This window comes from Planomicrobium sp. CPCC 101110 (assembly GCF_007859395.1).
Classification (GTDB): domain Bacteria; phylum Bacillota; class Bacilli; order Bacillales_A; family Planococcaceae; genus Planococcus.
The window spans coordinates 270,059-293,604 of the sequence record NZ_VOHD01000009.1 but is presented as its reverse complement, the minus strand read 5'-3'; the positions used below and the strand labels follow the sequence as shown (position 1 = coordinate 293,604).

29 protein-coding genes and 1 other annotated feature are annotated in these 23,546 nt (G+C 46.8%); of the genes, 17 read left to right on the top strand and 12 right to left on the bottom strand.

Translation table 11 applies throughout. The features are described 5' to 3' along the window. Positions 1-171 precede the first annotated feature (171 nt). The 4 genes from FQV30_RS15475 to FQV30_RS15455 all read left to right on the top strand — a co-directional run bounded on the left by FQV30_RS15475 (position 172) and on the right by FQV30_RS15455 (position 2,300). Entirely contained in the window at positions 172-624 is a 453-nt protein-coding gene (locus FQV30_RS15475; protein ID WP_146501050.1) for an NUDIX hydrolase, read from the top strand. A 56-nt stretch (positions 625-680) separates the two neighbouring features. After that, positions 681-1,214, top strand: coding sequence for a dihydrofolate reductase family protein (locus FQV30_RS15470; RefSeq protein ID WP_146501049.1), 534 nt, complete (start codon positions 681-683; stop codon positions 1,212-1,214). Between the two features lie 300 nt (positions 1,215-1,514). Then, positions 1,515-1,865 (top strand): ASCH domain-containing protein, encoded by a 351-nt coding sequence (locus FQV30_RS15460; protein WP_146501047.1) that lies wholly within the window; start codon positions 1,515-1,517, stop codon positions 1,863-1,865. A 3-nt stretch (positions 1,866-1,868) separates the two neighbouring features. Further along, a complete protein-coding gene (locus tag FQV30_RS15455) occupies positions 1,869-2,300 on the top strand; it encodes a hypothetical protein (RefSeq protein WP_146501046.1) in 432 nt (143 codons plus the stop codon). Between the two features lie 50 nt (positions 2,301-2,350). Here FQV30_RS15455 and FQV30_RS15450 read toward each other — a convergent pair whose 3' ends face one another. From FQV30_RS15450 to FQV30_RS15440, 3 genes are read right to left on the bottom strand one after another with little or no spacing between them, the layout of a single operon-like run. Then, positions 2,351-3,160 (bottom strand): carbohydrate ABC transporter permease, encoded by an 810-nt coding sequence (locus FQV30_RS15450; protein WP_146501045.1) that lies wholly within the window; start codon positions 3,158-3,160, stop codon positions 2,351-2,353. 18 nt (positions 3,161-3,178) lie between these two features. Next, the gene (locus tag FQV30_RS15445) at positions 3,179-4,054 is read right to left on the bottom strand and encodes a carbohydrate ABC transporter permease (RefSeq protein ID WP_146501044.1); all 876 of its coding nucleotides are present in this window, start codon (positions 4,052-4,054) and stop codon (positions 3,179-3,181) included. 4 nt (positions 4,055-4,058) lie between these two features. Further along, positions 4,059-5,318 (bottom strand): ABC transporter substrate-binding protein, encoded by a 1,260-nt coding sequence (locus tag FQV30_RS15440; protein ID WP_146501043.1) that lies wholly within the window; start codon positions 5,316-5,318, stop codon positions 4,059-4,061. A 207-nt stretch (positions 5,319-5,525) separates the two neighbouring features. Continuing rightward, positions 5,526-5,739 (top strand) — a binding site (T-box leader). 197 nt (positions 5,740-5,936) lie between these two features. On the opposite strand from FQV30_RS15440, the gene trpE reads away from it, so the two are divergent. Together trpE and FQV30_RS15430 are read left to right on the top strand one after the other, a co-directional pair. Further along, positions 5,937-7,277, top strand: a complete 1,341-nt coding sequence (gene trpE, locus FQV30_RS15435) for an anthranilate synthase component I (RefSeq protein ID WP_146501042.1) — start codon at positions 5,937-5,939, stop codon at positions 7,275-7,277. Beyond that, a complete protein-coding gene (locus FQV30_RS15430; protein WP_146501041.1) occupies positions 7,274-7,867 on the top strand; it encodes an anthranilate synthase component II in 594 nt (197 codons plus the stop codon). Before trpE ends, FQV30_RS15430 begins: the two co-directional genes overlap by 4 nt. 102 nt (positions 7,868-7,969) lie before the next feature. Here FQV30_RS15430 and FQV30_RS15425 read toward each other — a convergent pair whose 3' ends face one another. After that, the gene (locus FQV30_RS15425; RefSeq protein ID WP_146501040.1) at positions 7,970-8,824 is read right to left on the bottom strand and encodes a dimethylarginine dimethylaminohydrolase family protein; all 855 of its coding nucleotides are present in this window, start codon (positions 8,822-8,824) and stop codon (positions 7,970-7,972) included. 139 nt (positions 8,825-8,963) lie between these two features. On the opposite strand from FQV30_RS15425, the gene FQV30_RS15420 reads away from it, so the two are divergent. Next, entirely contained in the window at positions 8,964-9,386 is a 423-nt protein-coding gene (locus FQV30_RS15420; RefSeq protein ID WP_146501039.1) for a GNAT family N-acetyltransferase, read from the top strand. Positions 9,387-9,410: 24 nt separating this feature from the next. On the opposite strand, the gene FQV30_RS15415 is transcribed toward FQV30_RS15420, so the two are convergent. Together FQV30_RS15415 and FQV30_RS15410 are read right to left on the bottom strand one after the other, a co-directional pair. Beyond that, positions 9,411-9,794 (bottom strand): nucleotide excision repair endonuclease, encoded by a 384-nt coding sequence (locus FQV30_RS15415; protein WP_255473502.1) that lies wholly within the window; start codon positions 9,792-9,794, stop codon positions 9,411-9,413. Positions 9,795-9,884: 90 nt separating this feature from the next. Beyond that, positions 9,885-10,532 (bottom strand): SDR family oxidoreductase, encoded by a 648-nt coding sequence (locus tag FQV30_RS15410; protein WP_146501037.1) that lies wholly within the window; start codon positions 10,530-10,532, stop codon positions 9,885-9,887. A 133-nt stretch (positions 10,533-10,665) separates the two neighbouring features. Between FQV30_RS15410 and FQV30_RS15405 the strand changes: the two genes are divergently transcribed. Next, the gene (locus FQV30_RS15405; protein ID WP_146501036.1) at positions 10,666-10,944 is read left to right on the top strand and encodes a DUF6509 family protein; all 279 of its coding nucleotides are present in this window, start codon (positions 10,666-10,668) and stop codon (positions 10,942-10,944) included. Positions 10,945-10,979: 35 nt separating this feature from the next. Here the strand turns inward: FQV30_RS15405 and FQV30_RS15400 are convergent, their stop codons facing one another. After that, positions 10,980-11,717, bottom strand: coding sequence for a SurA N-terminal domain-containing protein (locus FQV30_RS15400; RefSeq protein ID WP_146501035.1), 738 nt, complete (start codon positions 11,715-11,717; stop codon positions 10,980-10,982). A 111-nt stretch (positions 11,718-11,828) separates the two neighbouring features. Here FQV30_RS15400 and FQV30_RS15395 point away from each other — a divergent pair, with 111 nt between their 5' ends. The 5 genes from FQV30_RS15395 to FQV30_RS15375 all read left to right on the top strand — a co-directional run bounded on the left by FQV30_RS15395 (position 11,829) and on the right by FQV30_RS15375 (position 15,820). Further along, a complete protein-coding gene (locus FQV30_RS15395; RefSeq protein WP_146501034.1) occupies positions 11,829-12,707 on the top strand; it encodes a DMT family transporter in 879 nt (292 codons plus the stop codon). Between the two features lie 175 nt (positions 12,708-12,882). Then, a complete protein-coding gene (gene hisC / locus FQV30_RS15390; RefSeq protein ID WP_146501033.1) occupies positions 12,883-13,995 on the top strand; it encodes a histidinol-phosphate transaminase in 1,113 nt (370 codons plus the stop codon). 137 nt (positions 13,996-14,132) lie between these two features. Beyond that, positions 14,133-15,044, top strand: a complete 912-nt coding sequence (locus tag FQV30_RS15385; RefSeq protein WP_146501032.1) for an NAD(P)/FAD-dependent oxidoreductase — start codon at positions 14,133-14,135, stop codon at positions 15,042-15,044. Positions 15,045-15,128: 84 nt separating this feature from the next. Continuing rightward, the gene (locus tag FQV30_RS15380; protein WP_146501031.1) at positions 15,129-15,428 is read left to right on the top strand and encodes a hypothetical protein; all 300 of its coding nucleotides are present in this window, start codon (positions 15,129-15,131) and stop codon (positions 15,426-15,428) included. A gap of 23 nt (positions 15,429-15,451) precedes the next feature. Beyond that, the gene (locus FQV30_RS15375; RefSeq protein ID WP_146501030.1) at positions 15,452-15,820 is read left to right on the top strand and encodes a nuclear transport factor 2-like protein; all 369 of its coding nucleotides are present in this window, start codon (positions 15,452-15,454) and stop codon (positions 15,818-15,820) included. Positions 15,821-15,942: 122 nt separating this feature from the next. Here FQV30_RS15375 and FQV30_RS15370 read toward each other — a convergent pair whose 3' ends face one another. From FQV30_RS15370 to FQV30_RS15360, 3 genes are read right to left on the bottom strand one after another with little or no spacing between them, the layout of a single operon-like run. Then, positions 15,943-16,506, bottom strand: coding sequence for a 5' nucleotidase, NT5C type (locus FQV30_RS15370; protein ID WP_146501029.1), 564 nt, complete (start codon positions 16,504-16,506; stop codon positions 15,943-15,945). Further along, complete coding sequence (gene ribD / locus FQV30_RS15365) at positions 16,503-17,606, bottom strand: bifunctional diaminohydroxyphosphoribosylaminopyrimidine deaminase/5-amino-6-(5-phosphoribosylamino)uracil reductase RibD (protein ID WP_146501028.1); 1,104 nt, start codon at positions 17,604-17,606, stop codon at positions 16,503-16,505. The genes FQV30_RS15370 and ribD overlap by 4 nt, the downstream gene beginning before the upstream one ends. Then, positions 17,593-18,354, bottom strand: a complete 762-nt coding sequence (locus FQV30_RS15360) for a GTP cyclohydrolase II (RefSeq protein ID WP_146501027.1) — start codon at positions 18,352-18,354, stop codon at positions 17,593-17,595. Before FQV30_RS15360 ends, ribD begins: the two co-directional genes overlap by 14 nt. A 240-nt stretch (positions 18,355-18,594) precedes the next feature. Between FQV30_RS15360 and FQV30_RS15355 the strand changes: the two genes are divergently transcribed. The 3 genes from FQV30_RS15355 to FQV30_RS15345 all read left to right on the top strand — a co-directional run bounded on the left by FQV30_RS15355 (position 18,595) and on the right by FQV30_RS15345 (position 20,636). Further along, the gene (locus tag FQV30_RS15355; RefSeq protein ID WP_146501026.1) at positions 18,595-19,095 is read left to right on the top strand and encodes a ferritin; all 501 of its coding nucleotides are present in this window, start codon (positions 18,595-18,597) and stop codon (positions 19,093-19,095) included. A 63-nt stretch (positions 19,096-19,158) separates the two neighbouring features. After that, complete coding sequence (locus tag FQV30_RS15350) at positions 19,159-19,890, top strand: ABC transporter ATP-binding protein (protein WP_146501025.1); 732 nt, start codon at positions 19,159-19,161, stop codon at positions 19,888-19,890. Beyond that, complete coding sequence (locus tag FQV30_RS15345) at positions 19,887-20,636, top strand: ABC transporter permease (protein ID WP_146501024.1); 750 nt, start codon at positions 19,887-19,889, stop codon at positions 20,634-20,636. The genes FQV30_RS15350 and FQV30_RS15345 overlap by 4 nt, the downstream gene beginning before the upstream one ends. A gap of 27 nt (positions 20,637-20,663) precedes the next feature. On the opposite strand, the gene FQV30_RS15340 is transcribed toward FQV30_RS15345, so the two are convergent. Both FQV30_RS15340 and FQV30_RS15335 read right to left on the bottom strand, forming a co-directional pair. Beyond that, positions 20,664-21,713, bottom strand: coding sequence for a saccharopine dehydrogenase family protein (locus FQV30_RS15340; RefSeq protein WP_146501023.1), 1,050 nt, complete (start codon positions 21,711-21,713; stop codon positions 20,664-20,666). 276 nt (positions 21,714-21,989) lie between these two features. Further along, complete coding sequence (locus FQV30_RS15335; protein ID WP_146501022.1) at positions 21,990-22,397, bottom strand: GNAT family N-acetyltransferase; 408 nt, start codon at positions 22,395-22,397, stop codon at positions 21,990-21,992. Between the two features lie 158 nt (positions 22,398-22,555). Here FQV30_RS15335 and FQV30_RS15330 point away from each other — a divergent pair, with 158 nt between their 5' ends. Continuing rightward, positions 22,556-23,527 carry a S8 family peptidase gene (locus FQV30_RS15330; RefSeq protein ID WP_146501021.1) on the top strand — a complete coding sequence of 324 codons (972 nt, stop codon included), beginning with the start codon at positions 22,556-22,558 and terminating at the stop codon, positions 23,525-23,527. The last annotated feature ends 19 nt before the right edge of the window (positions 23,528-23,546 follow it).

Sequence of the window (23,546 nt, the reverse complement as noted above, 5' to 3'; positions counted from 1 at the left end):
ATTTCTTCAACCGTAAAACTAATTTCGGCCAATGTCAAAAACTATCTCTTTTTCTTCTTCAACATCTACCGCATCAGTACTGCCAAATAAAACAAGTTGTGATAAAATTAACGGAATAATCAATTTATTATTTTCGGCAAAACTTATGGATGAAAAGGGAGGAGGGGTATTATGCGCTATATCGAAAATTTGAGGGAGAAAGTCGGCAATGATCCCTTGTTGGCTGTCAAAACCTCGCTTGTTGTATTGGATAGAAGAGGATACATCCTGCTGATAAAAAGGGAAGATGGCAATTGGTCTTTGCCCATGAGCTTTATGGAGCTGGGGGAAACAGCTGAAGAAGCCGGACGGCGGGGAGTCAAAGAAGAAACGGGGATTGAAATTGGCGAATTGAGCTTGCTGGGTATTTTTTCTGGCAAGAAATACTTCCAAGAAATGCCGAATGGCGATCAGCTGTATTCTTTGACGATCAATTACCGTTGTACCGATATCCGAACCCCGCTCTCTTTAGAAGATGAAGAAGAGTCGCTGCAAATGGATTTTTTTGCACTGGACCAGCTGCCTTCACCCATCTGTGTACATACCAAAAAGGTTATCCATCATTACGGAGCTTCTTTTTATTGAATAGAATTCCATCTGATTCTCATCCATGGATATATTAAGCAAGGAGGGAAAGGAAATTGCCAAATCAACGCAGAATCGTGTGTTATATCGCAATCAGCCTGGACGGGTATATCGCGACAGAAGATGATTCGCTGGAGTGGCTGTTCAAAGTCGAGGGAGAAGGCGACGCGGGTTACGGGGAATTTATAAAAACCATTGATACGGTGGTGATGGGCCGGCGCACATACGACTGGGTAATGGAGGCGGAAGGCGGAAAGGATCCATATCCCGATAAGGAATGCTATGTTTTTTCCACAACAGAACACGGCCGAAAAGAAAATGTTAAGTATACAGATGAAGAGATATTGCCCTTTGCAGAAAGGCTGAGGCGGGAGCCGGGAAAAGACATATGGGTAGTTGGAGGAGGCAGTCTCCTCCATGGCTTCTTGAAAGAAAAGCTAATTGATGAATTTATTATATCCATTGCGCCAACGCTTATCGGCAAGGGCATCCCGCTGTTCCAAGAACTCGACTTTCAGATTGATTACCGCTTGAAGAGCGTCCGGCAGTTCGGGCAGTTTGCCCAGCTGCACTACGAATTGAAGAAATAGAATGGGAAAGGGATTCGAAAGCTTGCTGCTTTTGAATCCTTTTTAGCTGTTAAAGAGAACGGCTTTAGCCTTTGCTATGAGCAATGCAGTCGGCGTGGGTCAAATCGCCCCCTTTTTGGCCGCGAATGCCCGGGCTTTCAAAACTGCGGATAAACAAAGCGTTTCCTCCTTTAACAAATCGGCTCTTTTTGTTTTATTCGCTTCAATTTTGGGAGGATCCTTTTTTACTACAAGAAATGCTCAGGTTCCAGCATTTATCCGCTATAATGTTATAAGAATTATGGAAGGGTTGGGTAAACAATGCCAGAAACGTTAAACAGCGGAATGCCGCCGAAAACTTGCAGCATCGAGCGATTGGTCACGAACAAAAAAGATGTGGAAAAAGTATTGGCCGGAAAAAAAACAGCAACCCGCCGCAACGGGCGATATGCGGATATTGGGGAGATTATGATTTTAGAAGGTCGGAAATTCAAGGTGGAGCGGGTCTATAGGCAAACTCTCGGTGAGCTGACGGATGAAATGGCTTCGCAGGAAGGCTATGCAGACGTTGAAGCTTATAAGCAAACGATTTTGTCTTTTCATCCAGGCATGCCATGGACACCCGATATGAAAGTCTGGGTCCATGAATTCATTCCGGTATCCGGGGAATAAGCGATGTACTCTATTTTATTGTATGTCCATATCATGAGCGCCATTCTATCAATCGGCCCCTTCTTTGTGCTGGTTCCGTTGGTCAAGCGGATAGGGGCGGCACAAGGCGAGGTTCTGCAGGCGCACATTGCCACATTCAAATCGGCTACCCGCCTTGTCAAACATGCCGGCCATGCCTTGGTGGCCAGCGGCGCCTTGCTCATCTGGCAAAGCGCATGGCAATGGTCGGCATCATGGGTTGTCTTGACGCTTGCGGTCATGTTTGCATCAATTTTTTTCCTCGCCCGTGCATTTACGCCCGTACTGAGGAAGTTTGAGGAACCAAAAGCCGATCAAGCGGCACTCGTCAAAAAACTGAATCGCTCCTTATGGATCTATATTTTTCTCTTGCTGCTGATGCTTTGGTTCATGGTGGACAAACCGGTATTATGGTAACAAAAAAGCTGATGTACCGCTTTGTTGAAAGCGGAACACCAGCTTTTTGTTTAGCCTTTTACCGCGCCTGCAGTCATGCCGGCGACAAAGAATCGTTGAAGGAAAATGTATGCCACAACCATCGGGGCTGAAGCGATAATAACTCCTGTAAAAAGCATCGGGTAATTGGTGGCGTATTGCCCTTGGAATTCAAGCAAGGCAAGCGGCAAAGTTTTATACGCGTTGTCCGTGATGAACAAAAGCGGATACAGCAAATCGTTCCAATGCATGACGAACAAGAATATGGCAGTTGCCGACAATGACGGCAAGGAAAGGGGAATGACGATACTGGTGAACACTTTCCAATTTCCTGCCCCGTCCATCGTTGAAGCTTCGAAAAGTTCTTTCGGCAGCGTCTTCATAAAGCCGGTCAGGATAAAAACCGCAATAGGCAATGTTGTCGCGATATTAACGAGAATCAGCCCGACCAGACTATTCGTCAAATTCAAATCAAGCATCAGCGAATAAAGAGGCACCATGCTCACTTGGGCTGGAACCATCATGCCCAGCGTGAATAACAAGAACAAAAGATTGCCCAGCCAATTGTTGAGCCGGGTGATGCCGTAGGCGACCATAGCCGCAAAAAGCAGCGTGAACGCAACGGAGAATAACGTAACGATGGAGCTGTTCATGAAATAACCGGCCATCGTCTGTTCTTGGAAAATGTTGACGTAATTACTGAATTGCAGTCCGCCCTCTGGGATTCCTAGTGGGTTGGCGAACGTTTGCTGAAGTGTCTTAACAGAAGTCAGCACAACGACCAGCAATGGAATTAAGATCAACAATGCATAGACGGCAAGAGCGAATTTTCGAAAAAGCACATTGTTGTCCTCCTTTCATTAATAAGATATGCGGTCCGATCGCAGTGCTTTGAATTGCAAAAACGTAATGATGGCGATAATGACCATGAATATAACTGAAATGGCGCTGGCGTAGCCGAACTGAAAGCCTCTGAAAGCCACTTCGTAAATATAAGTTGCGATGATTTCAGTGGAGTTGTTCGGGCCGCCTCGAGTCATGGCGAAGACCAGGTCGAAAGCTTTGAATGACTGGATGGTCGTATATGCCACAACAATTGTAGCGGAAGGGGCAAGCAACGGCCACGTCACTTTTCTGAACGTCTGCCATTTGCTTGCTCCTTCAATTTTCGCTACTTCGTACAGGTCTTGCGGAATTGCTTGCAGCCCTGCTACAAAGATGATGAGCATTTGGCCGGCGTGGAACCACACTTGGGTTATCGCCAGTGAATAAATGGCGATATTAGCGTTCCCGAGCCAGTTCTGGGCCAAGAAACCGAGCCCGACCAACTCCAGAAGCTGGTTCAAAATGCCGAGCGAAGGATCGTAGATGAATGACCAGATGAACGCGACTGAAACAGACGATAAAATCGTCGGAAAAAAGTACAGCGCCCGCAAAAAGATGGTCGTTTTGGTATTCTTCAATACAATCACTGCAAAAGCCAGGGCCACAATAGTCTGGAAAACAACCACGACTAACATAAACTTCAAGTTATTTCCAATCGTTTTCCGGAATATTGAATCTCCCGTAAACGCGCGGTCGTAGTTATCCAGTCCGACAAACTGGTAGGACGGGCTAAAGCCGTCCCAATTGGTGAACGAATAAAACAGCGCGCTTAAAGTAGGGAAAAGAAAGAAAATACTATAGAGGATCAACCCTGGTATAAAAAATAAATAAATGGATTTTGAAATTTTCATGCAATCATTCCCTGTTTTCGTCTACGATTTTCTGGGCAGCCGCTGCTGCGTCCATTGGGTCTGCTCCGCCCAATACGTCTTCAATCGAGCTAAGTACAGCATCTTCAACTTGTGCGTTTGTGATTAAAAAGCGAGGTTGGAATCTCGTTTTTCTTTCATCAATCCAGTATGCTGTATTTTTTAGAACTTCAGATTCGTAATTGACGTCGTTAACCGTCAAATGCTGACCGGTTTCGTTCGCATACTTGGAAGCGATTTCCGGCTGGCTAAGAAATTCAACGAACTTTTTCGCTTGTTCTTTTTTCTCGGAATTGCTGTTGACAGCTAGCATGAATGTCGCGGTATTGATGCCTTCATATACAGCTTCGCTTTCTTCCACTGTGATAGGAGCAAGCAAATCCAGCTCCAGCTCCGGATTCAGGCCGATCAGAGAAGCCATGTGGTAAGAACCGGTTGCAAGCATCGCCGCTTCTTCGTTCGCTACCATTTGCATTGCGGAATCCTGGTTGGTGCCAAGCGCATTTTCTTGGATATAGCCTTTTTCTTCAAGCAATTGGAAGTCCTCCAGCGTTTTAACCCACCATTCGTTGGTCAGTTTCTCTTCGCCGCTTTGCAATTTGGCGAAGATATCTTCGTCAGGAGCATTGTTCATCATCATGCTGTTCATAAACTGGTTTGGACCGATATCCGCACCTGGGAAAGCGATAGGCGTTATGCCGTTTTCAAGCAAAGTGTCGCAAAGTGCTTGGAATTCGGACCAGCTTTTTGGAACTTCAAGTCCCAGTTCTTCAAACATCGCTTTATTGTAAATTGGCATATTGAATACCAGCTGATAAGGAAGAGCCAGCTGTTTGCCGTCTAGTTGGCCAACACTGATCAAGTTTTCGTCAAAGTTGGAAACAAATGCTTCTCCGCTTAAGTCCTCAAAGACTCCAGCGCTTTGGAGTGATTCAAATTGAGCGCCAGGAAATGATGCAAATACATCTCCAGTTGAACCTTCCTGCAGCATCCGCTGGGCAGTCGCCATGTATTGGTCGGATGGATAAATGGTCATTTCAACTGCGATGTCCGGATTTTCTTTTTCAAATTCAGCAATGATTTCGTCTAATACGGCTTTGTCTTCACCACGCCAGTGCATAAAGTTGATTTGCGTTTTTGACCCGCCTTCACTGCTGCTGTTGCTAGTGCTTTCGCCGGCACATCCAGAAAGAATCAATAGTACGGCTAAGAGTGTAAGCACTACAGAAGAATACTTTTTTTTCATCTTTGTTCCTCCTCGTCTTTTTTTGGAACTTCCCCTCATAACTAGAATACCTTATATATGCACCTAATGACAAAATTATCGAATAACTGAAATAATTCTGTTGACAAGAAGCACCATATCGCATAAGATAGGGTCAACCTTTTTGGACGGATGGTAGAAGATGCCGGGAGCGGCATCGCCAAAGTCTAGTTGAGTTGAGCATAGCCGAGCAAATCGTTGAATAAGAAGAGTAGCGCATCATCATCCTCTCAAAGAGAGCCGGTGGCAGGTGGAAACTGGCGGGGAATATGCGTGAATGGACTTATGAGAGATTCCGTGAAATTTTATTAGCGGAGTCCGTTTTCCCCGCGTTACTGGGGATTCAAGGGAAAGCTGTGTCAGCTTTAACGTGAGGTGGTACCGCGGTCAATCCGTCCTCTGCTAAGGAATGTTTCTGTTCCTGGCAGAGGGCTTTTTTAATGTCCAGCGGGTTTTGTAAGTCAGCTGCAGCGGCCAGATTCCCGGGGCATCGGCCCCTCCGGCTGTCCGGCTATAAAAATGCCGCTTCGCCAGAGTGTCTTATGCGTGTCGAAAGGAATCGGCCGCTTTCGCTTTTTATCAATAAGGAGATGAGCAGAGATGAAGATGAGAAAAATCAACGGAGATTCTTTAACGCCGATTGCAGTGTTTAACCGGTTGACCGGATCCCGGAAATGTCTGTTGGAAAGTTCGCTGAAGACGACAGCTTCGGGACGTTATTCGTTTATTGGAGCAGATCCGTCAAAAAGTTTTATCGGCACCGGGAATAGCTTGACCGAAATGGATTACCGGACAGGCAGCAAAACGGAATTTGCCGGTAAGCCGCTGGAGCTGCTGAAAAGCCGGATGCCGGCATATGAGGCGCAGGTGGAAGGGCTGCCGTTTACTGGAGGGGCGCTCGGCTATATCGGATATGATGCGATTCAAGCATATGAACCGGTGGATGCACCAAGAAAAAACAGTTTGGAAATGCCGGATTTGCATCTGCATTTATACGAGACAATTGTTGTATTCGATCATATGAAAAACGATGTAACGATTCTTTCATTTGAAGACAAAGTGGATCAAATTGAAAAAGAGCTCAGTTTGCCCGAACAGACTGCAAACTTTGAAGAACAACAGCCGCTGCAATTCCAATCAGAAACTGATGCGGCCAAATTCCGTGCGCAAGTGGAACAGGCAAAGGACCATATCCGCAAAGGCGATGTTTTTCAGTTGGTGCTGTCACAGCGCTTGTCCGCAACCTATAAAGGGGATGCGTTCACGCTGTACCGCAAATTGCGCAAGCAGAATCCGTCGCCTTACCAGTTTTTTGTGGAATTTGATGATTATTCAGTCGTAGGCGCATCTCCTGAGAGTTTGTTGACGATACGAAACGGGCAGATGGTGACCAATCCGATTGCCGGAACGCGCAAACGGGGCAAGACGGAAGCGGAAGACAATATGCTGGCCACAGAATTGGCGAACGATGAAAAAGAGCGGGCGGAACATCAAATGCTGGTTGATCTTAGCCGCAATGACGTCGGCCGCGTTGCGGAGATTGGCAGTGTCGCCATCCCTAAATTCATGGCGATTGAGAAATACCAGCACGTTATGCACCTGGTATCTGAAGTGACCGGGCAGTTGAACCAAGCAATGCACCCGCTGGATGCGCTGGTATCCTGCTTGCCTGCAGGGACAGTATCTGGTGCACCGAAAGTCCGCGCCATGCAGTTGATCCAGCAATTTGAAGAAGACCGGCGCGGGGTTTACGGAGGCGCCATCGGCTATCTTGGCTTCAATGGCAACTTGGATGTCGCGCTTGCCATCAGGACATTTGTGATGAAAGGCGAGCAGGTGCATGTGCAAGCAGGTGCGGGAATTGTGTACGACTCTGATCCGCAGGCAGAATACGAAGAAACGCTTCATAAAGCACGTTCATTAACGGAGGTGTTCGGATGATTTTACTAATCGATCATTATGATTCGTTTACGTACAATATTTATCAAGCTGTTGCCGAAATGGGGGTTGAAGTGGAAGTTGTCCGTTATGGCGCTTTGACGGTGGCTGAACTTCTTGCAAAAAAACCCGAAGCGATTATCTTATCGCCAGGGCCGGGACATCCCGATGCTTTGCCGGAATCGATCAAGCTCATCCAAACAGCCTGCCAGTCGATTCCGCTTCTCGGTGTTTGTTTAGGGCACCAACTGCTTGGAGCGGCGTTTGGAGGAAATGTGGTGCAGGCCCCTGTTATCCGGCATGGCAAAGTATCGCCTGTCAGACACAGCGACCGAGGCTTGTTCGCTCATTTGCCTCAGCCATTGCCGGTGATGCGCTACCATTCGCTCGTGCTTGAACCGGAAACGCTGCCCGAATGTTTTGAGGTGAATGCTGTCGCGACGGATGACAATTCCATTATGGCCATCAAACATCGGGATTATCCCGTGTTCGGATTGCAGTTTCATCCAGAATCCATCGGCACGCCGGATGGCGTAAAATTGCTGAAGGAATTTGTTTCCGGTTTGAAACGAAAAGCGGCCGTAAACGGATAGAACCGGACGGCATAAAAACAGGCATGCTTGCAATTATGCTGGCTGATTTATCAGCCCCATAAACAAAAAAACCTGGCTCATGATAGTGAGCCAGGTTTTTTGTTAGTCCCGGACAAGCGGCATCGTACAGCAGCGAAAAGCGCCGCCTGATTTGATGATTTCCGAGAAATCGACCTCAATAACCTGATAACCGCGCGAGGCGAGCTGGCGATTGACTCCGACATTTTGCGGCTGGCTGAAAACACGCTTGTCCCCAATGGACAAAACATTCACACCGAGAGAAAACTGCTCTTCGCGGTTTACGCGGATCAAATCGTAATGTTCTGAAAGCTGGTTGATGGTCTTGGAACTTAAAGCTTCCGGAAAAATGAGGGCTTCTGTAGGAGACAGGATGTTAAAGACACAGTCAAGGTGCAGATATTTCTCGTTGAATGGAATTGGCAATACATGATGATTCGGCAATTTCTGTTGCAGTTCCTGGATAGCTTGTTCAGATGTCCGGGAACTGATGCCAACAAATATTTTGTTATGGTCCAGCAGCACATCACCGCCTTCCATCGGCGTGCCTGAAAGCCGTTCAAATGGAATGCGGCGATCTTCAAGCAAGTGCTTCAAATTTTCTTCTTCTCCTTGGCGGATCTCTGAAGCCATGGACCCCAAAAAAACTGTTTCGCCGATTGTAAAGCCGATATCCCGCGTGAAAACTTGTTCAGGGAATTTGGGGACTGGCTTGATCAATAATGTATCTACTCCATTTCTCTGCAGGGCATCCACAAATGCGGCATGCTGAACCATCGCTTTTTCGATATCGATGTTCTCGTCTTTGTAACTTTCCTGTACGTCGTTGATCACTTCTTTGATTTCCATAAAACGCGGAGGGCAGAGAACGGCGCGGCGTAAAGCAGCATACTCGTTTTCACATCGCTCGGTGGATGATTCTTTTGCATGAGCCAACATTTAATTTCCCCCAATATACAGAATTTGTTAAGTTATTATTCCCTTCTGCGCGACCCGCTAAAACCTAAATTCAAAGCATCGTTCACAAGCTGAAGAACAAATGAGAGAATAGAAGGGCTTATAAAAAGGAGGAGAAGAAGTGGAAATCACTAAACAGGAAATCCAGGAAAACCGGGAATTCATCCGTTCAAAAGTCATTGAACACAATATGGCTAGCTTATCGGATGCGGTGAAATCTCCGAAAGAACAAATGAGCTTTATTGCGCGGAACGATGCGGGAGAGATTATTGGCGGTGTTACCGGCACAATCTATTGGCAGCATATGCACATCGATTTTTTGTGGGTGGATGAGGCCGAGCGGAAACAGGGGATTGCCAGGCAATTGATGGAGCAAATAGAGGCTTATGCCCGTTCAATGAATTGCCGGTTAATGATTGTGGAAACGTTCAGCTTCCAGGCTCCAGGCTTCTATAGAAAAATGGGCTTCCGCGAATTCGGCAAAATTGAAGACCACCCGGCGGGGCATAGTTTCCATTATTTCGAGAAATGGCTGGCTAAATAAAAAAGACACCCGAGGGTGCCTTTTTCAGTCTTTGTAGAACACTTTGTCTACGTTGTATTTCGCTTTTTGCGTATTGATCACGTAAGTCTCGTAAATATCGCGTTCCATTGGATCTTCAACAATCGTTACCGAAATGCGGTGAATTTCTTCGCGGTGGTTTTTCAATGGCGAAACGGTATCTTCCAAGTGCTTTTTCACACGTTGGCGAAGTTTGCGGGCTTTCCCGACAAACAATAGCTCGCCGCTGTGGTTGAAAAACTGGATGATGCCGCCCTTGTCGCGCGGAATTTCGTGCAAATCGATGAAGCCGTAAATCGGTTTGATGACCGCTTCGTCGCCATTGATTTCTTGTTTGCGCTGAGTAATCGTCACGTCCGCTTTTGGCAATTGAATATTAATCATGTTTATCACGTCCTCTAATTATCGTATTGCCTATCGTAACATAAAAAAGAGCGAAAATCCATTCGCTCTTTTTTCTTTGCCCAGGTGTTCTGGCAGTTACAACGATTTCAATGCGTCTTCGATAACTGTGTCGCCTTGCAGCACTTCGAAAGTTCTGTAATAGGTATTGCTCTTGTCGAGTACATCGACAAGAAGCGCCGCAACATCTGCGCGGGTGATGGACCGCCCTTCCATAGAAGGGAATCCATCTTCAGCTATTTCGACTTTGCCGACTGCATCTTCATTTGCAAGTGCGCCAGGCCGGACAATGGTATAGTCAAGGTCAGTTGTTTGCAGCAAGTCGTCGGCTGTCCGCTTGGCCACAAGGTACGGCTTCATTTTCTCGCCGCCGGCATCCGGATTATCGGAGCCCATGGAACTAAGTTGCACAAAGCGCTTCACGCCTTTTTCTTCTGCATACTTCGCGGCTTTGACGGCGCCCCATAAATCGATTGTCAGTGTTTTGTCTGCGCCTGTCGAGCCGCCGGAACCAGCCGCAAAAATGACGGCATCCACACCTTCGTATGCATCGCTGAAATCTTCTTCGAGATTGCCAAGAACAACCCGGGAAGCACCCAATTTTTTCAAGTTTTCCATTTGTTCTTCTTTGCGGACCATGGCTGTCGCTTCATGCTGTGAATCGGCCAATGCCTTTACAACCTTCTGTCCCACTTGCCCATTCGCGCCAATTACCAGTACGTTCATGTATGCCCACTCCTTTGTATGTTCGACTTTTTTATAATTCCCTTCCATTTAGCTATCAAACATATGAGGTTTTCATCCTTTTGCTATCCAAAAAAAAGGAGACAGGCTAAAATAAGGGGGTGGAGGTGTAACAATGGAAATCACGAATTATATTTTTGAAGAACTAAAAGACCCGACAGGCATCATAGTCGGCAAGCGCTATGAATTTTTACTGGACATCGAAGTAGATGAAGACGACGAGTTATATACAGCGGGCGGCCTTGAGCTGCGCGTCATTTTGGCAACAGACGACAACGGAGCGCGCATTGCCCATTATAACTTTACCGACAAACTGTCGCGCGGCGTGCTTGAATTTGGCCTGGAAGACGATGAAGAGGCGGAAGTGCTGGCATTTTGCGCAGATAAGCTATAAACAAAAATCCCCAGCATTGCGCTGGGGATTTTTGTTTAAACTTTCACTTCGATTTTCGCATCTTTTTTTAATTCTTCAATGCGTTCAAATACCGCATCCTGCGTTTTTTGCTGTTCAAGGGACTGGCGGATGGTCGGTTCCATTTCCTCAAACGCTGGAGCTTCTTGTTCCGACGATTCAACAAAGCCATCGTATGCTTCTTGCACTTCGGCATCCGTTACTTTGCCGCTTTCAATTTCTTTCGCCACATAGCTTTCGTAGACGAGCTGTTCGCGAAGCTGGTTTTCCAAATCTTCCATTGTATAGCCAGTCGATTTCAGTGTTTCGTTCATGGCTTCTTCGCTTTCGAAGTTGCCCTTCATTTCTTCAAGACGCTCTTTTAAAACAGTTTCATCCGCTTTATGGCCCTTTTTTTCGGCATCCTGGATGATGAGCTTGTTGCCGACGATCACTGTAACCGCCTGGGATTTCACTTGTTCCGCAGTTTCAGCACTGCTTGTATCCTGGCCTTGCGTAGCAAGTGAAGATTCCAACTGGCGGGCAACACTGTTATAGATATTGCCTTTAATTTCTTCGCCGTTGACGACTACTGCCACTTCATCGCTGGCCGGCAGCTCCATTTTTGAAGCGGGCTGCTCTGCTGCGGCATCCTGCTGCACTTCGGTTTCCGGAGCAGTTTCTTCTGTTGATGCAGCTTCTTCCTTATCTGAACATGCCCCAAGCGTCAACAATAAGAGAAAAGGGGCTAAAGTGAATTTCATTTTATTTATCATGCAAAATCTCCTCTTCATTTGTCTCGTTTCAGTTAACCATACTTGGAAAGGCGATACAAATAATATAGTGGGGCTGTATAATAGAACCTATTATATGCAGGAGGCTTTGAAATGGAAAAAATTTTTACACGTGCAATGGGCTTGCTGCTGTTTTTAGTTGTGATTTGGGGAATCAGCTGGTCTATTTATAAAGTGGCGCTCGATTTTACGCCACCCATTTTATTTGCGGGGATGCGGTCGCTTCTGGGCGGCATTATGCTTGGGCTTGTGCTGCTGCCTTCATGGAAGCGCATCCGGTGGCGCGAAAATTGGCGTGCTTATTGTATTTCTGCGTTATTGAATGCGGTGCTTTTTTATGGACTGCAAACAATGGGGCTCGATTACTTGCCTGGCGGCTTGTTTTCGGTACTGATTTATTTTCAGCCGGTATTGATTGGAGTGTTTGCCTGGCTTTGGCTGGGAGAATCAATGACGGCCCTCAAAATAACCGGTTTGTTTGCCGGTTTTCTTGGTATTGTTGTGATAAGCGCCGATAGCTTTGGCGGTGCGCTTTCAATCACAGGCATAATTCTCGCGTTGCTTGCGGCAATCAGTTGGGCTCTCGGAGTTGTTTTTGTTAAAAAAATGAGCGGAACCGTCGACTCGATGTGGATGGTTTCGCTGCAATTCGTTATCGGAGGCGCTATTTTAACGGCTATCGGGACTTGGCTGGAAAGTTGGGGGGACATCACTTGGAACTTTTCATATCTTATCGGTTTGGGCTTTGGGTCAACATTCGGTATCCCGATTGCATTCGTTATTTATTTTCACTTGATCAATAAGGGGGAAGCAAGCAAAGTGGCAGCGTTCACTTTCCTGGTGCCATTGATTGCAGTTTTGACAGGAACGGCCTTTATGCACGAGCCGGTCACTTATACATTGGCTATCGGATTGGCCTTGATTGTAACAAGTATCTACTTGGTCAATCGCCAGCGGAAAAGAACGGCATAAAGCAAGCGAGTATAAAGTGAAAACTGTGACAGTTGGTGAGGGTTTTATGAGGGAAATGCCAAAGAAGTCGATTTGCTGCATTGATTTGGAACTTTTGCCTGTTATAATTACCTATGAAACCAAATATTCATACTTTTTTATCAACAAATAAATCAAGTTTTCTGGAGGAATCATTATGGGACAGACAAATAACATCAAACCGCGCAAAACGCTAGGCGCAATCGAACCTTATTCACCGGGCAAGCCGATTTGGGAAGTGCAGAAAGAATTGGGATTGGAACGCGTCATCAAGCTTGCTTCGAACGAGAATCCACTCGGGCCTTCTCCTAAAGCGCTCGAAGCGATCCGAAACGGCTTGGCGGAATTGAACCGCTATCCCGATGCAGATGCCTCTAAGTTGAAGCAGGCCATTGCCGAAGAATACAACGTTGCCTCGCAGCAAATTATTCCGACTAATGGAGCGGATGAATTGATCACCTTGATTTCCGAAGCGTTTCTTGAGCCGGGAGACGAAGTGATTGTTCCTTCGCCGTCGTTTAGTGAATATGATTTCGGAGCTCATATTATGGGGGCTGCTGTTGTTCCTGTCCCATTTGCGGAAGATTTCCAATACGACGTCGATGCGTTGATCGCGGCGATAACGGAAAAAACGAAATTGATCTATATTTGTACACCAAACAATCCGACAGGGACTTATATAGCAAAAGCGGATATTGAAAAATTGGTGAGAGCGGTAAATGGAGCGGCGCTTATTGTCTTTGACGCTGCGTATAGCCATTTCGCTGAAGATGAGGATTATACGAACGGCATTGAATTTATCCAAGCGGGTTATCCTGTGCTGACCCTTCAGACCTTTTCCAAAATATACGGGATTGCCGGTGTGCGCGTCGGGTACGGAATCGCACCGGAATTCATCATTCAAGCAATCTTGAAAGTGAAGGAACCGTTCAACGTCAACAGTCTTGCCCAGATCGCCGCCACTGCAGCTATCGGCGACACTGAACATGTCCGCGCATCGCAGTCGGTCAATAAAGCAGGAAGAGAACAGCTGTATAAAATCTTCGACAGCCTTGGATTATCGTATACAAAGAGCATGGGCAATTTTGTGCTCGCGCATGTGGGGCCGGAAGGCGAGAAGATTTATAAAGAGTTGATGTCAAAGGGTGTTATTGTCCGTTACGGTAAAACGTGGGGCTTGCCGGAACACATCCGTGTATCGGTGGGAACGCCGGAAGAAAATGCATTTTTTGGTGAAGTGCTGACCGGATTATTGGCAAAACAAGTATAATACGAAGCCGCTCCCTAAAGGGGGCGGCTTTTTTGGGGGCTATTCAAAAAAGATGGGAAGAGTGCTGCTGTTCTTGTTTAATGGGCTAGCAGAGCGGGAAGATTTGAGGTAACCGATTTACGCGAAGGATGGATGCTATGATATACGATTGCGCAATTATTGGAGGCGGGCCTGCGGGCTTGAATGCAGCTTTGGTTTTGGGAAGATCCAGACGGAAAACCGTTCTTTTTGATGATGATAATGGCCGCAACTTGGTTACACGGGAATCACATGGGTTTATTACGCGGGACGGCATCCAACCAGAGGAACTTAAGCATTTGGCTCGGCAAGATATAAAGAAATACGATTGTGTAGAACTGAAGAAAAAGAGAATCGAGCGCATTGAACGCTTAAGCGAAACGCATTATCAATTGACAACGTCCGAAGGGGAGACGTTCCATAGCACTAAAATAATCCTGGCGGCGGGAGTGAAAGAAAAACTCCCGAACATTCCGGATATCGAGAAATTTTACGGCACGAGTTTGTATAGCTGCCCGTACTGCGACGGATGGGAACTGAAGGATCAGCCGCTTGCTGTTATTGCAGACAAGAACGTTTACGCTCTCGCCAAGAAAGTATACAACTGGAGCCGTGATCTAGCGGTCTTCACTAATGGAATCGGAAGGCTCGAAGAAGAAGAAAAAGAGAGTCTTCTTAAGAAGGGCATCAAAGTTTACGAAGATATTCTTAGCGGCTTGGAAGGGGAAAACGGGCAATTGCGCAGCGTCAGGCTTGAAGATGGTACATTGATCGATCGAGTCGGCGGCTTCACGACTCCGCTTTGGAGCCATTCCACTTCTTTCGCTGATGAACTTGGCTGTGAACAAAATAGTTATGGGGGCATCAAAACAGATGAATATGGCCGGACGAATGTCTGGAATGTCTATGCTGCAGGAGACGCTTCGCTTATCGTCCCTTCGCAGCTTGTTATTGCGGCAGGGGAAGGAAGCGCCGCAGCGATTGGCGTCAACGGCGATTTATCAAACGAATACTTTGATCCCGAGAAATGACGCGGCAAGGAATTCGCGTTTCGCTTGTTATCGCCTTGTGCCTTGAGGTAAACTGCAGAAAACAGAATGCAAGGAGGCAGTGAAATGGACAATTCAAATTTATTGGCATCAATTACGTACATTGATACAGAACGCTCAATTGAAGCCGGTGAAATGAAAATCGTCCATACCGAACACGCTCTCCATTTATATGAGGACACAGTGACCGCTTCAGCGTCGCATTTCCATTTGGCCAACGTGTGGGACATGTCTTACCGTTCTTTTTCCGATGAAGCGAATCTGCTGTATTTGCATACCCATCGCGGTGTCCTTGCCTATAAAGTGTATACAGATCCCGGGCATTTCGTCACCGCTTTCAAAAGGTTGAAAAACGCTGATTATTGATAGAGACGAAAGGAGAGCTTTTCATGAGCAACGTGATTGAAACGGCAGATGTATGGGTTGAAAAAGTGAATGCGCAAGATGTAGAAGGCGTTCTTGAGGTATCTGATCCCAACATCGAACTGATAGGTCCGAGAGGAGCGGGGTTTGGCCATGATTTGCTTGTCCAATGGATGGAAAATACAGGCGTGAACCTGCACACAATCACCCGCTATGCTGCCGGCCAACGCGTTGTGTATGAACAAGAAGCGGTTTGGGAAAACCAGGATGGGCATGTTATCGTTTATACGTTCATGGAAATCAGAGATGGCAAAGTGACAAGGCTAGAGCGGTTTGATAATATCGACGATGCTTTCAGCACGAGCGGTTTGAATGAAAACCACAAGCTGGAATAATAAAAAGCGGCTCCGGACAAAGGAGCCGCTTTTTTCTATTGATTGTCGGCCCTGGAAAAACATGGACTCTTCAACAGCAGTTTCAATCGGCCCTTTTTTGAAAGTGAAAAAGCCTCTCCAAGTTAATTATTGATCAAATTTTTCAAATCGGCCCAGTGTTTGATGCGGGGCAAGTCCATATGGCGGTTATACGATTGGTCTTTCACCAGCACATTGACCGGGCCGCCAGCCAACGTATCGATAACTGCGGGTTTATCATCCACATAATAGTCCAATTGCAGTTTCTTGATGATTTCTGCTTTCTCGGCATCTTTCATGCCGCAGAAAAAACGGTCATCGCGTACCGGGAAACCTTGCCGCTTCATCCATTTCTTCGTGTTTTCGCCATGCTTGGCGCTTCGTGCAGTTATATAGTAAATTTCATGCCCTTCTTTTTCAAGCTGCTGCAAAAAATCGATGGCCCCAGGATAAGGGGGACATTCGGTGTAATAAATTTCTTCCAGCGATTGTTTCCACATCTCTGCGCCTTCTTGGTCTGTCAGCCCGAACGCTTCGTGTATTTCCACACGATCCAGGGCATGGAACACATCCATTGGCACCGATTGCCCAAGCTTTTTTTGGTATAGGTTGAATGCGTATTCACGCAATCCGATCAATGTATCGTCTATATCAAAGCCGAATTTCATTTGTCTTCTCCCCGTTTTTCAGGATAGCCCGTAAACCGGAAATCCTTCCCGACTTTTGTGAATTCTCCGCCTGCTAATTCCACTGCGTCTTTCATCAAGCCGAACCCGGTTCCTTCGAGGAAGGTAGGCGCATCTTTTCCGCCGATCAGCTTTGGAGCAAAGTACAGCACAACCTTATCGATCAAGCCTTGCTCAAGAAATGCCGAATTGATGGTGCCGCCGCCTTCAATGAAAAGGGAGGAGATGGATTTTTCTCCGAGCATGCGGAGCATGTCCTGCACGTCCACCCGAATTTCTCCGCTTGTTTCAAAAATGGAAATCCCCCGGGCTTCAAGCTGTTGCCGCTTTTGCCGGTTGTATTTCCGGCTCGTGAAAATCCAAGTCTCTGCTAATCCGTCATTCAACACCTTCGCTTCCATTGGTATGCGCAAAGCCGAATCCAGTACAATACGAAGCGGATTGCGGCCATTTGGAATGCGGGCGGTCAATTCCGGGTCGTCTTCAATGACAGTTCCGACACCTACCAGAATGGCCATGTTTTCGCTTCTCAGCTGGTGTACATCCTGGCGGGCATCCGGTGAAGTGATCCATTTGCTGTCAAGGGTGCGAGTAGCGATTTTACCGTCGAGCGTAGAAGCAGCCTTCAAGGTCACGAAAGGCCGCTTTTCAACGATGAACTTGTTGAATACTTCATTCATTTTTCTCGACTCTTCTTCGCGGATTCCTGCAATTACTTCAATTCCAGCATTTTCGAGCATCTTAACGCCGTTTCCGGAAACAAGCGGATTGGGATCCAAAGTGGCGATGATGACTTTGCGGATGCCGGCGTCTATAATGGCTTGGGCGCATGGCCCTGTCCGTCCATAGTGGGAGCAAGGTTCAAGTGTAACGTAAATTGTTCCGCCATGCGCCAAGTCCCCGGCCATACGAATTGCATGGATTTCAGCGTGCGGCTCCCCTGCTTTCAAATGGGCGCCAATTCCGACAATCCGCTGATCGTTGACAATGACAGAGCCGACAAGCGGGTTCGGATCGGTTTGGCCTTTCATTGTCTGGGCATTCGTTAAAGCCAGATCCATGTAAAATTCATGGTGCGACATGGACGGAAGCCTCCTCGTTCTTTATATGGCCTGAGCGGCTGATCTTAGTCTGCAGGTAATTTGTATTGAATTCGGATTCATCGCCCCATAGGGAAGTTCTTCCGCTAAGCGGCAAACCAGCCTCTTCTAGTGCAGCCAGTTTTTTGGGATTGTTGGTGATAAGAGTGACAGGTTTTGAACGCAAGCTTTTCAAAACGGCAATGGCATCCCCGTAATTTCTCGAATCATCGACAAAGCCCAGGCTTTCATTCGCTTCCACCGTATCATAGCCGTTTTCCTGGAGAACATAGGCCATGGCTTTGCTGAAAAGGCCAATGCCGCGCCCTTCATGATTTGCCAAATAGAAGAGGGCGCCTGTGCCTGACTCCACAATTTGCTTCATCGATTGTTTCAGCTGAAAGCCGCAGTCACAGCGCTTGCTGCCGAAAATATCGCCCGTATGGCAAATCGAGTGCATACGGATCAAAGCATCATCCGCTTGTTCGAAGTCCCCATAAACAAGCACGCTGGATTGCTGATATTCAGCCAAATTGGATGAAGAAAGCTTTTCGATGATGCGCCCGTAGTCTTCGGTCACTTCATCGTAATTAAGCCAGCAATACCAGTTGAAGATAACCGTTTCATCATATAGATTGACTGGCAGGCGGATTGGCCCGACCAGGTAAATGGCGCCTTCGTCGGATGGAATCATTTGGATTTTATCTTTCAACACTTCAAAAACCTTTGGTTCTAGTTTCATGGTTTCCATTCGGATTTCCCCCTAAAATGAATATTCTATTTTGTATAGTTATCATACTACAACTACTTACTAAAAGTAATCAATTATTCTTTCTTATGGGTTTTATTTTTTTTGAATCCAACAGATTTAAAAGGGAACAACTCATAAAACGGCGCTTTCTATGCTGCGTACTAATTTTGCAATTGAAAGCTTAGTGTGCTATATTGGCTACATTAGAATGATTCTAAATAAGAAAGAGGAGGAATACGCATGTTACCGGCAAAGTTGACCTTGGCTTTGAATGACCAGTTTAATAACGAATTACAAGCAGCGCATTCGTATACTGCAATGGCAGCCCATTTTTCGAAAAAAGGGTACCATGGCTTCGCCAATTTCTATTTAGTGCAAGCGCAAGAAGAGCATTTTCATGCAATGAAATTTTATCATTTCCTGGTCACGATGGATGAAAAACCGGTATTGCAAGCATTGGCAGAACCGAAGAACCATTATGCAGATACCATGGACGTGCTTGAAAGCTCCCTGGCCCAAGAAAAAGATGTGACCAGTCATATTTATGCGCTAGTTACATTGGCAGCTGACTTGCAGGAACATGCCACCGCATCTTTTCTGGATTGGTTTATCGAAGAGCAAATGGAAGAAGAAAAGATGTTCCGCGACATCATTGCGCGCATGAAAAACATCACTGAAGGCGGCGAATATTTCTTGAAGATGAATGATGAATTTGCTGCGCGGAAAATGGAAGAAGGATAATTATAAAAAAGCGGTACACGCTTACTGGTGTGCCGTTTTGTTGTTATAGAAGGAAGTGGCGACATGTCTATCGATTACAAACCGGCTGTGCATTTCAATCATGTAAGCTATGCCATTGACGGCAATAAAATATTAAAAAGTGTTACAGGTTCGTTCCCGGAGGGAAAAATAACGACATTGGTCGGGCCATCCGGCGCCGGAAAAACCACCTTGTTGAAATTATGCAACGGGTTGTTGTCGCCCGCTCTGGGTGAATTGTATGTAAAAGGACAGCTGATCGAAAGCTATGAACCGACAGAATTGCGCCGCTTGGTCGGGATTGCACTCCAAAGCGCCCCGATGGTCAGCGGTACCGTTTATGGCAATTTAGCCTTGCCGATGGAACTGCAAAACAAAAAGCTTTCCGAAGATGCGGCGCTGCAGTTATTGCATGATGTTGGACTAGAAGAAGAGTTTCTCCACCGGAATGTCAGTGACCTGTCAGGCGGCCAGCGGCAGAAAGTTTCCATCGCGCGGACACTCGTAAACCAGCCAGCTATATTATTGCTCGACGAAATCACTTCGTCATTGGATCGGACCTCATTGAAGGAAATAGAAGAACTTATTGTAGCCATCAACCGCAAATACCGGACCACTATGATTTGGATTACCCACAATTTGCAGCAAGCTTTGGATATCGGTGATTTCACATGGGTAATGATGGAAGGCGAAGTGATTGAAACCGGCGAAAGCGATCTTTTGAAATCGCCTGCTACGGAAAAAGTCAGACGTTTTGTGAAAGGAGGGGCGGTATGAGTTATTGGACATTATCGCTTACATTGATTTTTGTTGCTTTGCCGCTCCTGCTTTCAAAAACGTTGCACCTCGGATTGGAAAGGGATACCGTAATCGCGACGGCGCGTTCTATTGTTCAGCTGTTAGCGGTCGGCTATATTTTAAAATTTGTCTTTGATTCTGAAAGTTTGCTGTATATTTTTTTGATGGTCACGTTGATGATTGTTGCAGCAACGCATAACGCCCAAAAAAAAGGCGCCGCAATCAAAGGCATCATATGGAAAGTCGCTGTAACGCTCGTGTTTGTGGAGGTGCTGACGCAAAGTGTGCTGCTTGGTTTCGGAATTACGCCGCCAACTGCCCAATATATCATCTCAATCAGCGGGATGGTCATAGGAAACTCCATGGTCCTGGCGATCTTATTTCTGAATCGCTTTACTGCGGAAGTCGAAACGCATCAGGATAAAACGGAACTCATCCTGTCGCTCGGAGGAACGCCAAAACAAGCAATACATAATCAGTTGATGCATTCCATCAAAGCGAGCATGATTCCGACGATCGAAAGCCAAAAAACGGTAGGGCTTGTCCAGTTGCCGGGAATGATGAGCGGCCAAATAATTGCTGGTGCAGATCCGATCCAAGCAGTGCAGTTTCAATTGCTTATCATGTTTTTACTATTGACGACTGCTGCTGTCACCAGTGTAATGCTCGGGTTTTTATCTTATCCGACTTTGTTCAACCAACGGATGCAACTGCTAAAAAGCTGACCCGCCAAAACAGGCGGGCCAGCTTTTTTAATCGATTTGAAAGTTTCCGGATCCGGGCAGCTCTTCAATCAGATGGGGACCGAAAAGGCCGGCAGGTGTAAAACTTCCGCCTCCGTAATGGGCGCTAAGCAATTTTTCCACTACAGCAAGCGAACCGTATATCGTGAGGTCATACACATTGGCGGTCTGGATCCGGACAGTCTTCACTTTGCCTGCGGCATTCCGCGCTTCTCCCCACACATAAGCGGGGGCACTGGACCGCAGCGTTTCATCAGGGCCGCTGATATGTCGGTCGACCCAAGCCGCTAATTTTTTTTGCATGAAAGAAGAGGCAAGGGCTGGACCAAATCCGGCAAGCAAGCGCGCCCCCGTAATTCGGTGCTTCGCCATTGGAATCCAGGTGGAAATGTTCGGGATGCCGGTTGTATGGAATGCCGTCGATACATCACCCCATGGGATGCCCATTGCGGATCGAGCGCCCCGGCCAAAGTCGATGGTGCGGCGCTGGCTTCCAAGCGGCACTGGAACCAACGCTCCGTTCCGTCTTTCGGCGCTTCCTGAGCCAAGCCCCTGAATTATTGTTTTCATGGTCCCTGGCGATATCCCGGAATCCGAATCGAAGCCGAGAGACAGATGAGTGGCGTCCGGCAGCAGTTCTTTTAGTTTTAGCGCAATGCAGTCGGTTGGAATGACATCAAATCCCACGCCGGAACATAAAATGACGCCCTGCTCTTTTGCCGGGCGGTTTTTTGCTTGTGTATGCTCGAACACGGTGATTTCGCCTGTGATATCCAAATAATGCGTTTTAGCTGAGATGCAGGCCTCGATCATAGGGGCGCTTGTGTTGCTGAAAGGCCCTGCACAGTGAAGCACCAAATCAATGTCTTCAAGAAATTTGTAAGCATGGGCATCAATCGGGAATTCCCGAACTTCCAATTTCAATTTGATGGCGAGAGGCAAAAGATTTTCTTCGCTGCGGCCACCCAGAACAGGCGACATGCCGCGTTTTGCCGCTTCATGCGCGATCAAATCCCCTGTATAGCCGCTTGCTCCGTAAATCATCCATTTCTTCTTCATCTTCTGTTTCCTCTTTTCCAGTTGCTTTGGTGAACTGTAACGGCAATTAAAAACCTGAAAGCAAAGAATCTTTTATAGACGGTTTAACGCCACTTTTCTTCATCATACAAATAGCGCGCCCGTAAGGCAGGAGCATTGCGATTTGCCAAGGGATGCAGCAGTCGCGCACAGGCGGGAGGCAACTGTAAACAACGGGATTACTGTACTTTTGCTCTCTCGTAATTGTTTGACCTTAAATAAGTATAATTTATAGAAGGTGCATGAGCATATGAGGAATTATAGGTGTTTTTGCATGCCGGCTGCATCGGCGGGACGTGCTTCAAAACCGAACTTTTTGTAAAACCCCATTTTTCCTTTAGCGCTCGTCAATTGGATCTGCTTCATGCCGTCTTTTTGGCATTTTGCGATAAGCGCGGCCAGTATTTCACTTCCAATGCCTTGGTTTTGATAATCCGGGTGGACAATCATATCACCAATCAAAGTCTGGTAAATTCCATCTGAGATGATGCGTCCGGTACCGACCAGCTTTGCGCCGCTATAGGCGCAGACTATAAAATAGCTGTTGCTGACGGCTATCTCCAATTCGTTCGCTGTAAAGCTGTATTTAGCATTCCAGCCGGTTGTTTCAAACAAAGAGAAAAAAGCTTCTTTTTCAGGCAAACCGTTTTCATAATGTATGGCCATCGCAAGCCCTCCACTTCCATCCTTTTTAATTCTTATCATGCCATTCAGTGTTAATAATTGCCAGATATCCATAAAAAGTTTTCAGAAAAAGAAAAACCGGGAAGAGAAGGGTAAGAAAAGAAGCAAAAGATTTTGCTTCAAATCAAGGAGGGGGAAAAATGAACAGAATCCATCTTATTCCTTATCGGATTGAAGAAATAACGGCTGTGGCCCCGCAAATTCCGGAAGGAGTCCGGATGATCAAGGCCCCGGAAGTTTGGGAGAAAGCGGATAATGGAAAAGGCAATGTTATTGCAATTCTTGACACCGGTTGCCAATCCAATCATCCCGATTTGGAGGCCCGGATTGTTGCCGGACGGAATTTCACGCCAGACTATAATGATGATGAAGCGAATTTCGAAGACAATAATGGCCATGGCACCCATGTTGCCGGCACGGCTGCCGCTTCTTTAAGGGAGGGCGGTATAGCGGGAGTGGCGCCTGAAGCGCAACTGCTCATTTTAAAAGTGCTGGACGCCCAAGGCAGCGGTGATTATGCAGGCATTATCGAAGGCATCCATTATGCCATTGATTGGACAGGGCCGAACGGCGAGAAGACCACTGTTATTTCCATGTCCCTAGGGGGCCCGGATGATGTGCCGGAGCTTCATGAAGCGATCAAGCGCGCAGTGGCTGCGGGAATTCCGGTTGTCTGCGCTGCCGGCAATGAAGGAGATGACAGCCCGGATACCGACGAATTAGCTTATCCTGGCGCTTACAGGGAAGTTATTCAAGTAGGGGCTATTGATTTTAACCGAAAAATTGCTTCATTCAGCAATACAAATGATGAAATTGATCTTGTTGCACCAGGAGTCAATATACAATCCGCTTATCTGAACGGCCAGTATGCCAGTTTGTCGGGAACATCGATGGCGACGCCCCATATTTCGGGTGCATTGGCATTGATCAAAACCATTGCGGAAAAGGAATATGTCCGAAAATTGACAGAAGCGGAATTGTACGCTCAGCTTGTTCGGCGGACTGTGCCGCTTGGCTATCCGAAAACCGCAGAAGGAAACGGTTTGCTTGAACTAGATGCCTTAGAAAAGGTTGAACAATTCTTTGGACATGGCAATAGGGGAGGCGTATAATCTATAAGGGTTTATGGAG

Bases quoted from the DNA above. Each gene is read 5' to 3' on its own strand.
- FQV30_RS15405 (WP_146501036.1), top strand. From the start codon at position 10,666: ATGGAAATCACGAATTATATTTTTGAAGAACTAAAAGACCCGACAGGC.
- FQV30_RS15460 (WP_146501047.1), top strand. From the start codon at position 1,515: ATGCCAGAAACGTTAAACAGCGGAATGCCGCCGAAAACTTGCAGCATC.
- FQV30_RS15475 (WP_146501050.1), top strand. From the start codon at position 172: ATGCGCTATATCGAAAATTTGAGGGAGAAAGTCGGCAATGATCCCTTG.
- FQV30_RS15425 (WP_146501040.1), bottom strand. From the start codon at position 8,824: ATGTTGGCTCATGCAAAAGAATCATCCACCGAGCGATGTGAAAACGAG.
- FQV30_RS15345 (WP_146501024.1), top strand. From the start codon at position 19,887: ATGAGTTATTGGACATTATCGCTTACATTGATTTTTGTTGCTTTGCCG.
- FQV30_RS15400 (WP_146501035.1), bottom strand. From the start codon at position 11,717: ATGATAAATAAAATGAAATTCACTTTAGCCCCTTTTCTCTTATTGTTG.
- trpE (WP_146501042.1), top strand. From the start codon at position 5,937: ATGAAGATGAGAAAAATCAACGGAGATTCTTTAACGCCGATTGCAGTG.
- FQV30_RS15360 (WP_146501027.1), bottom strand. From the start codon at position 18,354: ATGGAAACCATGAAACTAGAACCAAAGGTTTTTGAAGTGTTGAAAGAT.
- ribD (WP_146501028.1), bottom strand. From the start codon at position 17,606: ATGTCGCACCATGAATTTTACATGGATCTGGCTTTAACGAATGCCCAG.
- FQV30_RS15335 (WP_146501022.1), bottom strand. From the start codon at position 22,397: ATGGCCATACATTATGAAAACGGTTTGCCTGAAAAAGAAGCTTTTTTC.
- FQV30_RS15385 (WP_146501032.1), top strand. From the start codon at position 14,133: ATGATATACGATTGCGCAATTATTGGAGGCGGGCCTGCGGGCTTGAAT.
- FQV30_RS15430 (WP_146501041.1), top strand. From the start codon at position 7,274: ATGATTTTACTAATCGATCATTATGATTCGTTTACGTACAATATTTAT.
- FQV30_RS15340 (WP_146501023.1), bottom strand. From the start codon at position 21,713: ATGAAGAAGAAATGGATGATTTACGGAGCAAGCGGCTATACAGGGGAT.
- FQV30_RS15375 (WP_146501030.1), top strand. From the start codon at position 15,452: ATGAGCAACGTGATTGAAACGGCAGATGTATGGGTTGAAAAAGTGAAT.
- FQV30_RS15370 (WP_146501029.1), bottom strand. From the start codon at position 16,506: ATGAAATTCGGCTTTGATATAGACGATACATTGATCGGATTGCGTGAA.
- FQV30_RS15395 (WP_146501034.1), top strand. From the start codon at position 11,829: ATGGAAAAAATTTTTACACGTGCAATGGGCTTGCTGCTGTTTTTAGTT.
- FQV30_RS15330 (WP_146501021.1), top strand. From the start codon at position 22,556: ATGAACAGAATCCATCTTATTCCTTATCGGATTGAAGAAATAACGGCT.
- FQV30_RS15350 (WP_146501025.1), top strand. From the start codon at position 19,159: ATGTCTATCGATTACAAACCGGCTGTGCATTTCAATCATGTAAGCTAT.
- FQV30_RS15440 (WP_146501043.1), bottom strand. From the start codon at position 5,318: ATGAAAAAAAAGTATTCTTCTGTAGTGCTTACACTCTTAGCCGTACTA.
- FQV30_RS15410 (WP_146501037.1), bottom strand. From the start codon at position 10,532: ATGAACGTACTGGTAATTGGCGCGAATGGGCAAGTGGGACAGAAGGTT.
- FQV30_RS15455 (WP_146501046.1), top strand. From the start codon at position 1,869: ATGTACTCTATTTTATTGTATGTCCATATCATGAGCGCCATTCTATCA.
- FQV30_RS15355 (WP_146501026.1), top strand. From the start codon at position 18,595: ATGTTACCGGCAAAGTTGACCTTGGCTTTGAATGACCAGTTTAATAAC.
- FQV30_RS15380 (WP_146501031.1), top strand. From the start codon at position 15,129: ATGGACAATTCAAATTTATTGGCATCAATTACGTACATTGATACAGAA.
- hisC (WP_146501033.1), top strand. From the start codon at position 12,883: ATGGGACAGACAAATAACATCAAACCGCGCAAAACGCTAGGCGCAATC.
- FQV30_RS15445 (WP_146501044.1), bottom strand. From the start codon at position 4,054: ATGAAAATTTCAAAATCCATTTATTTATTTTTTATACCAGGGTTGATC.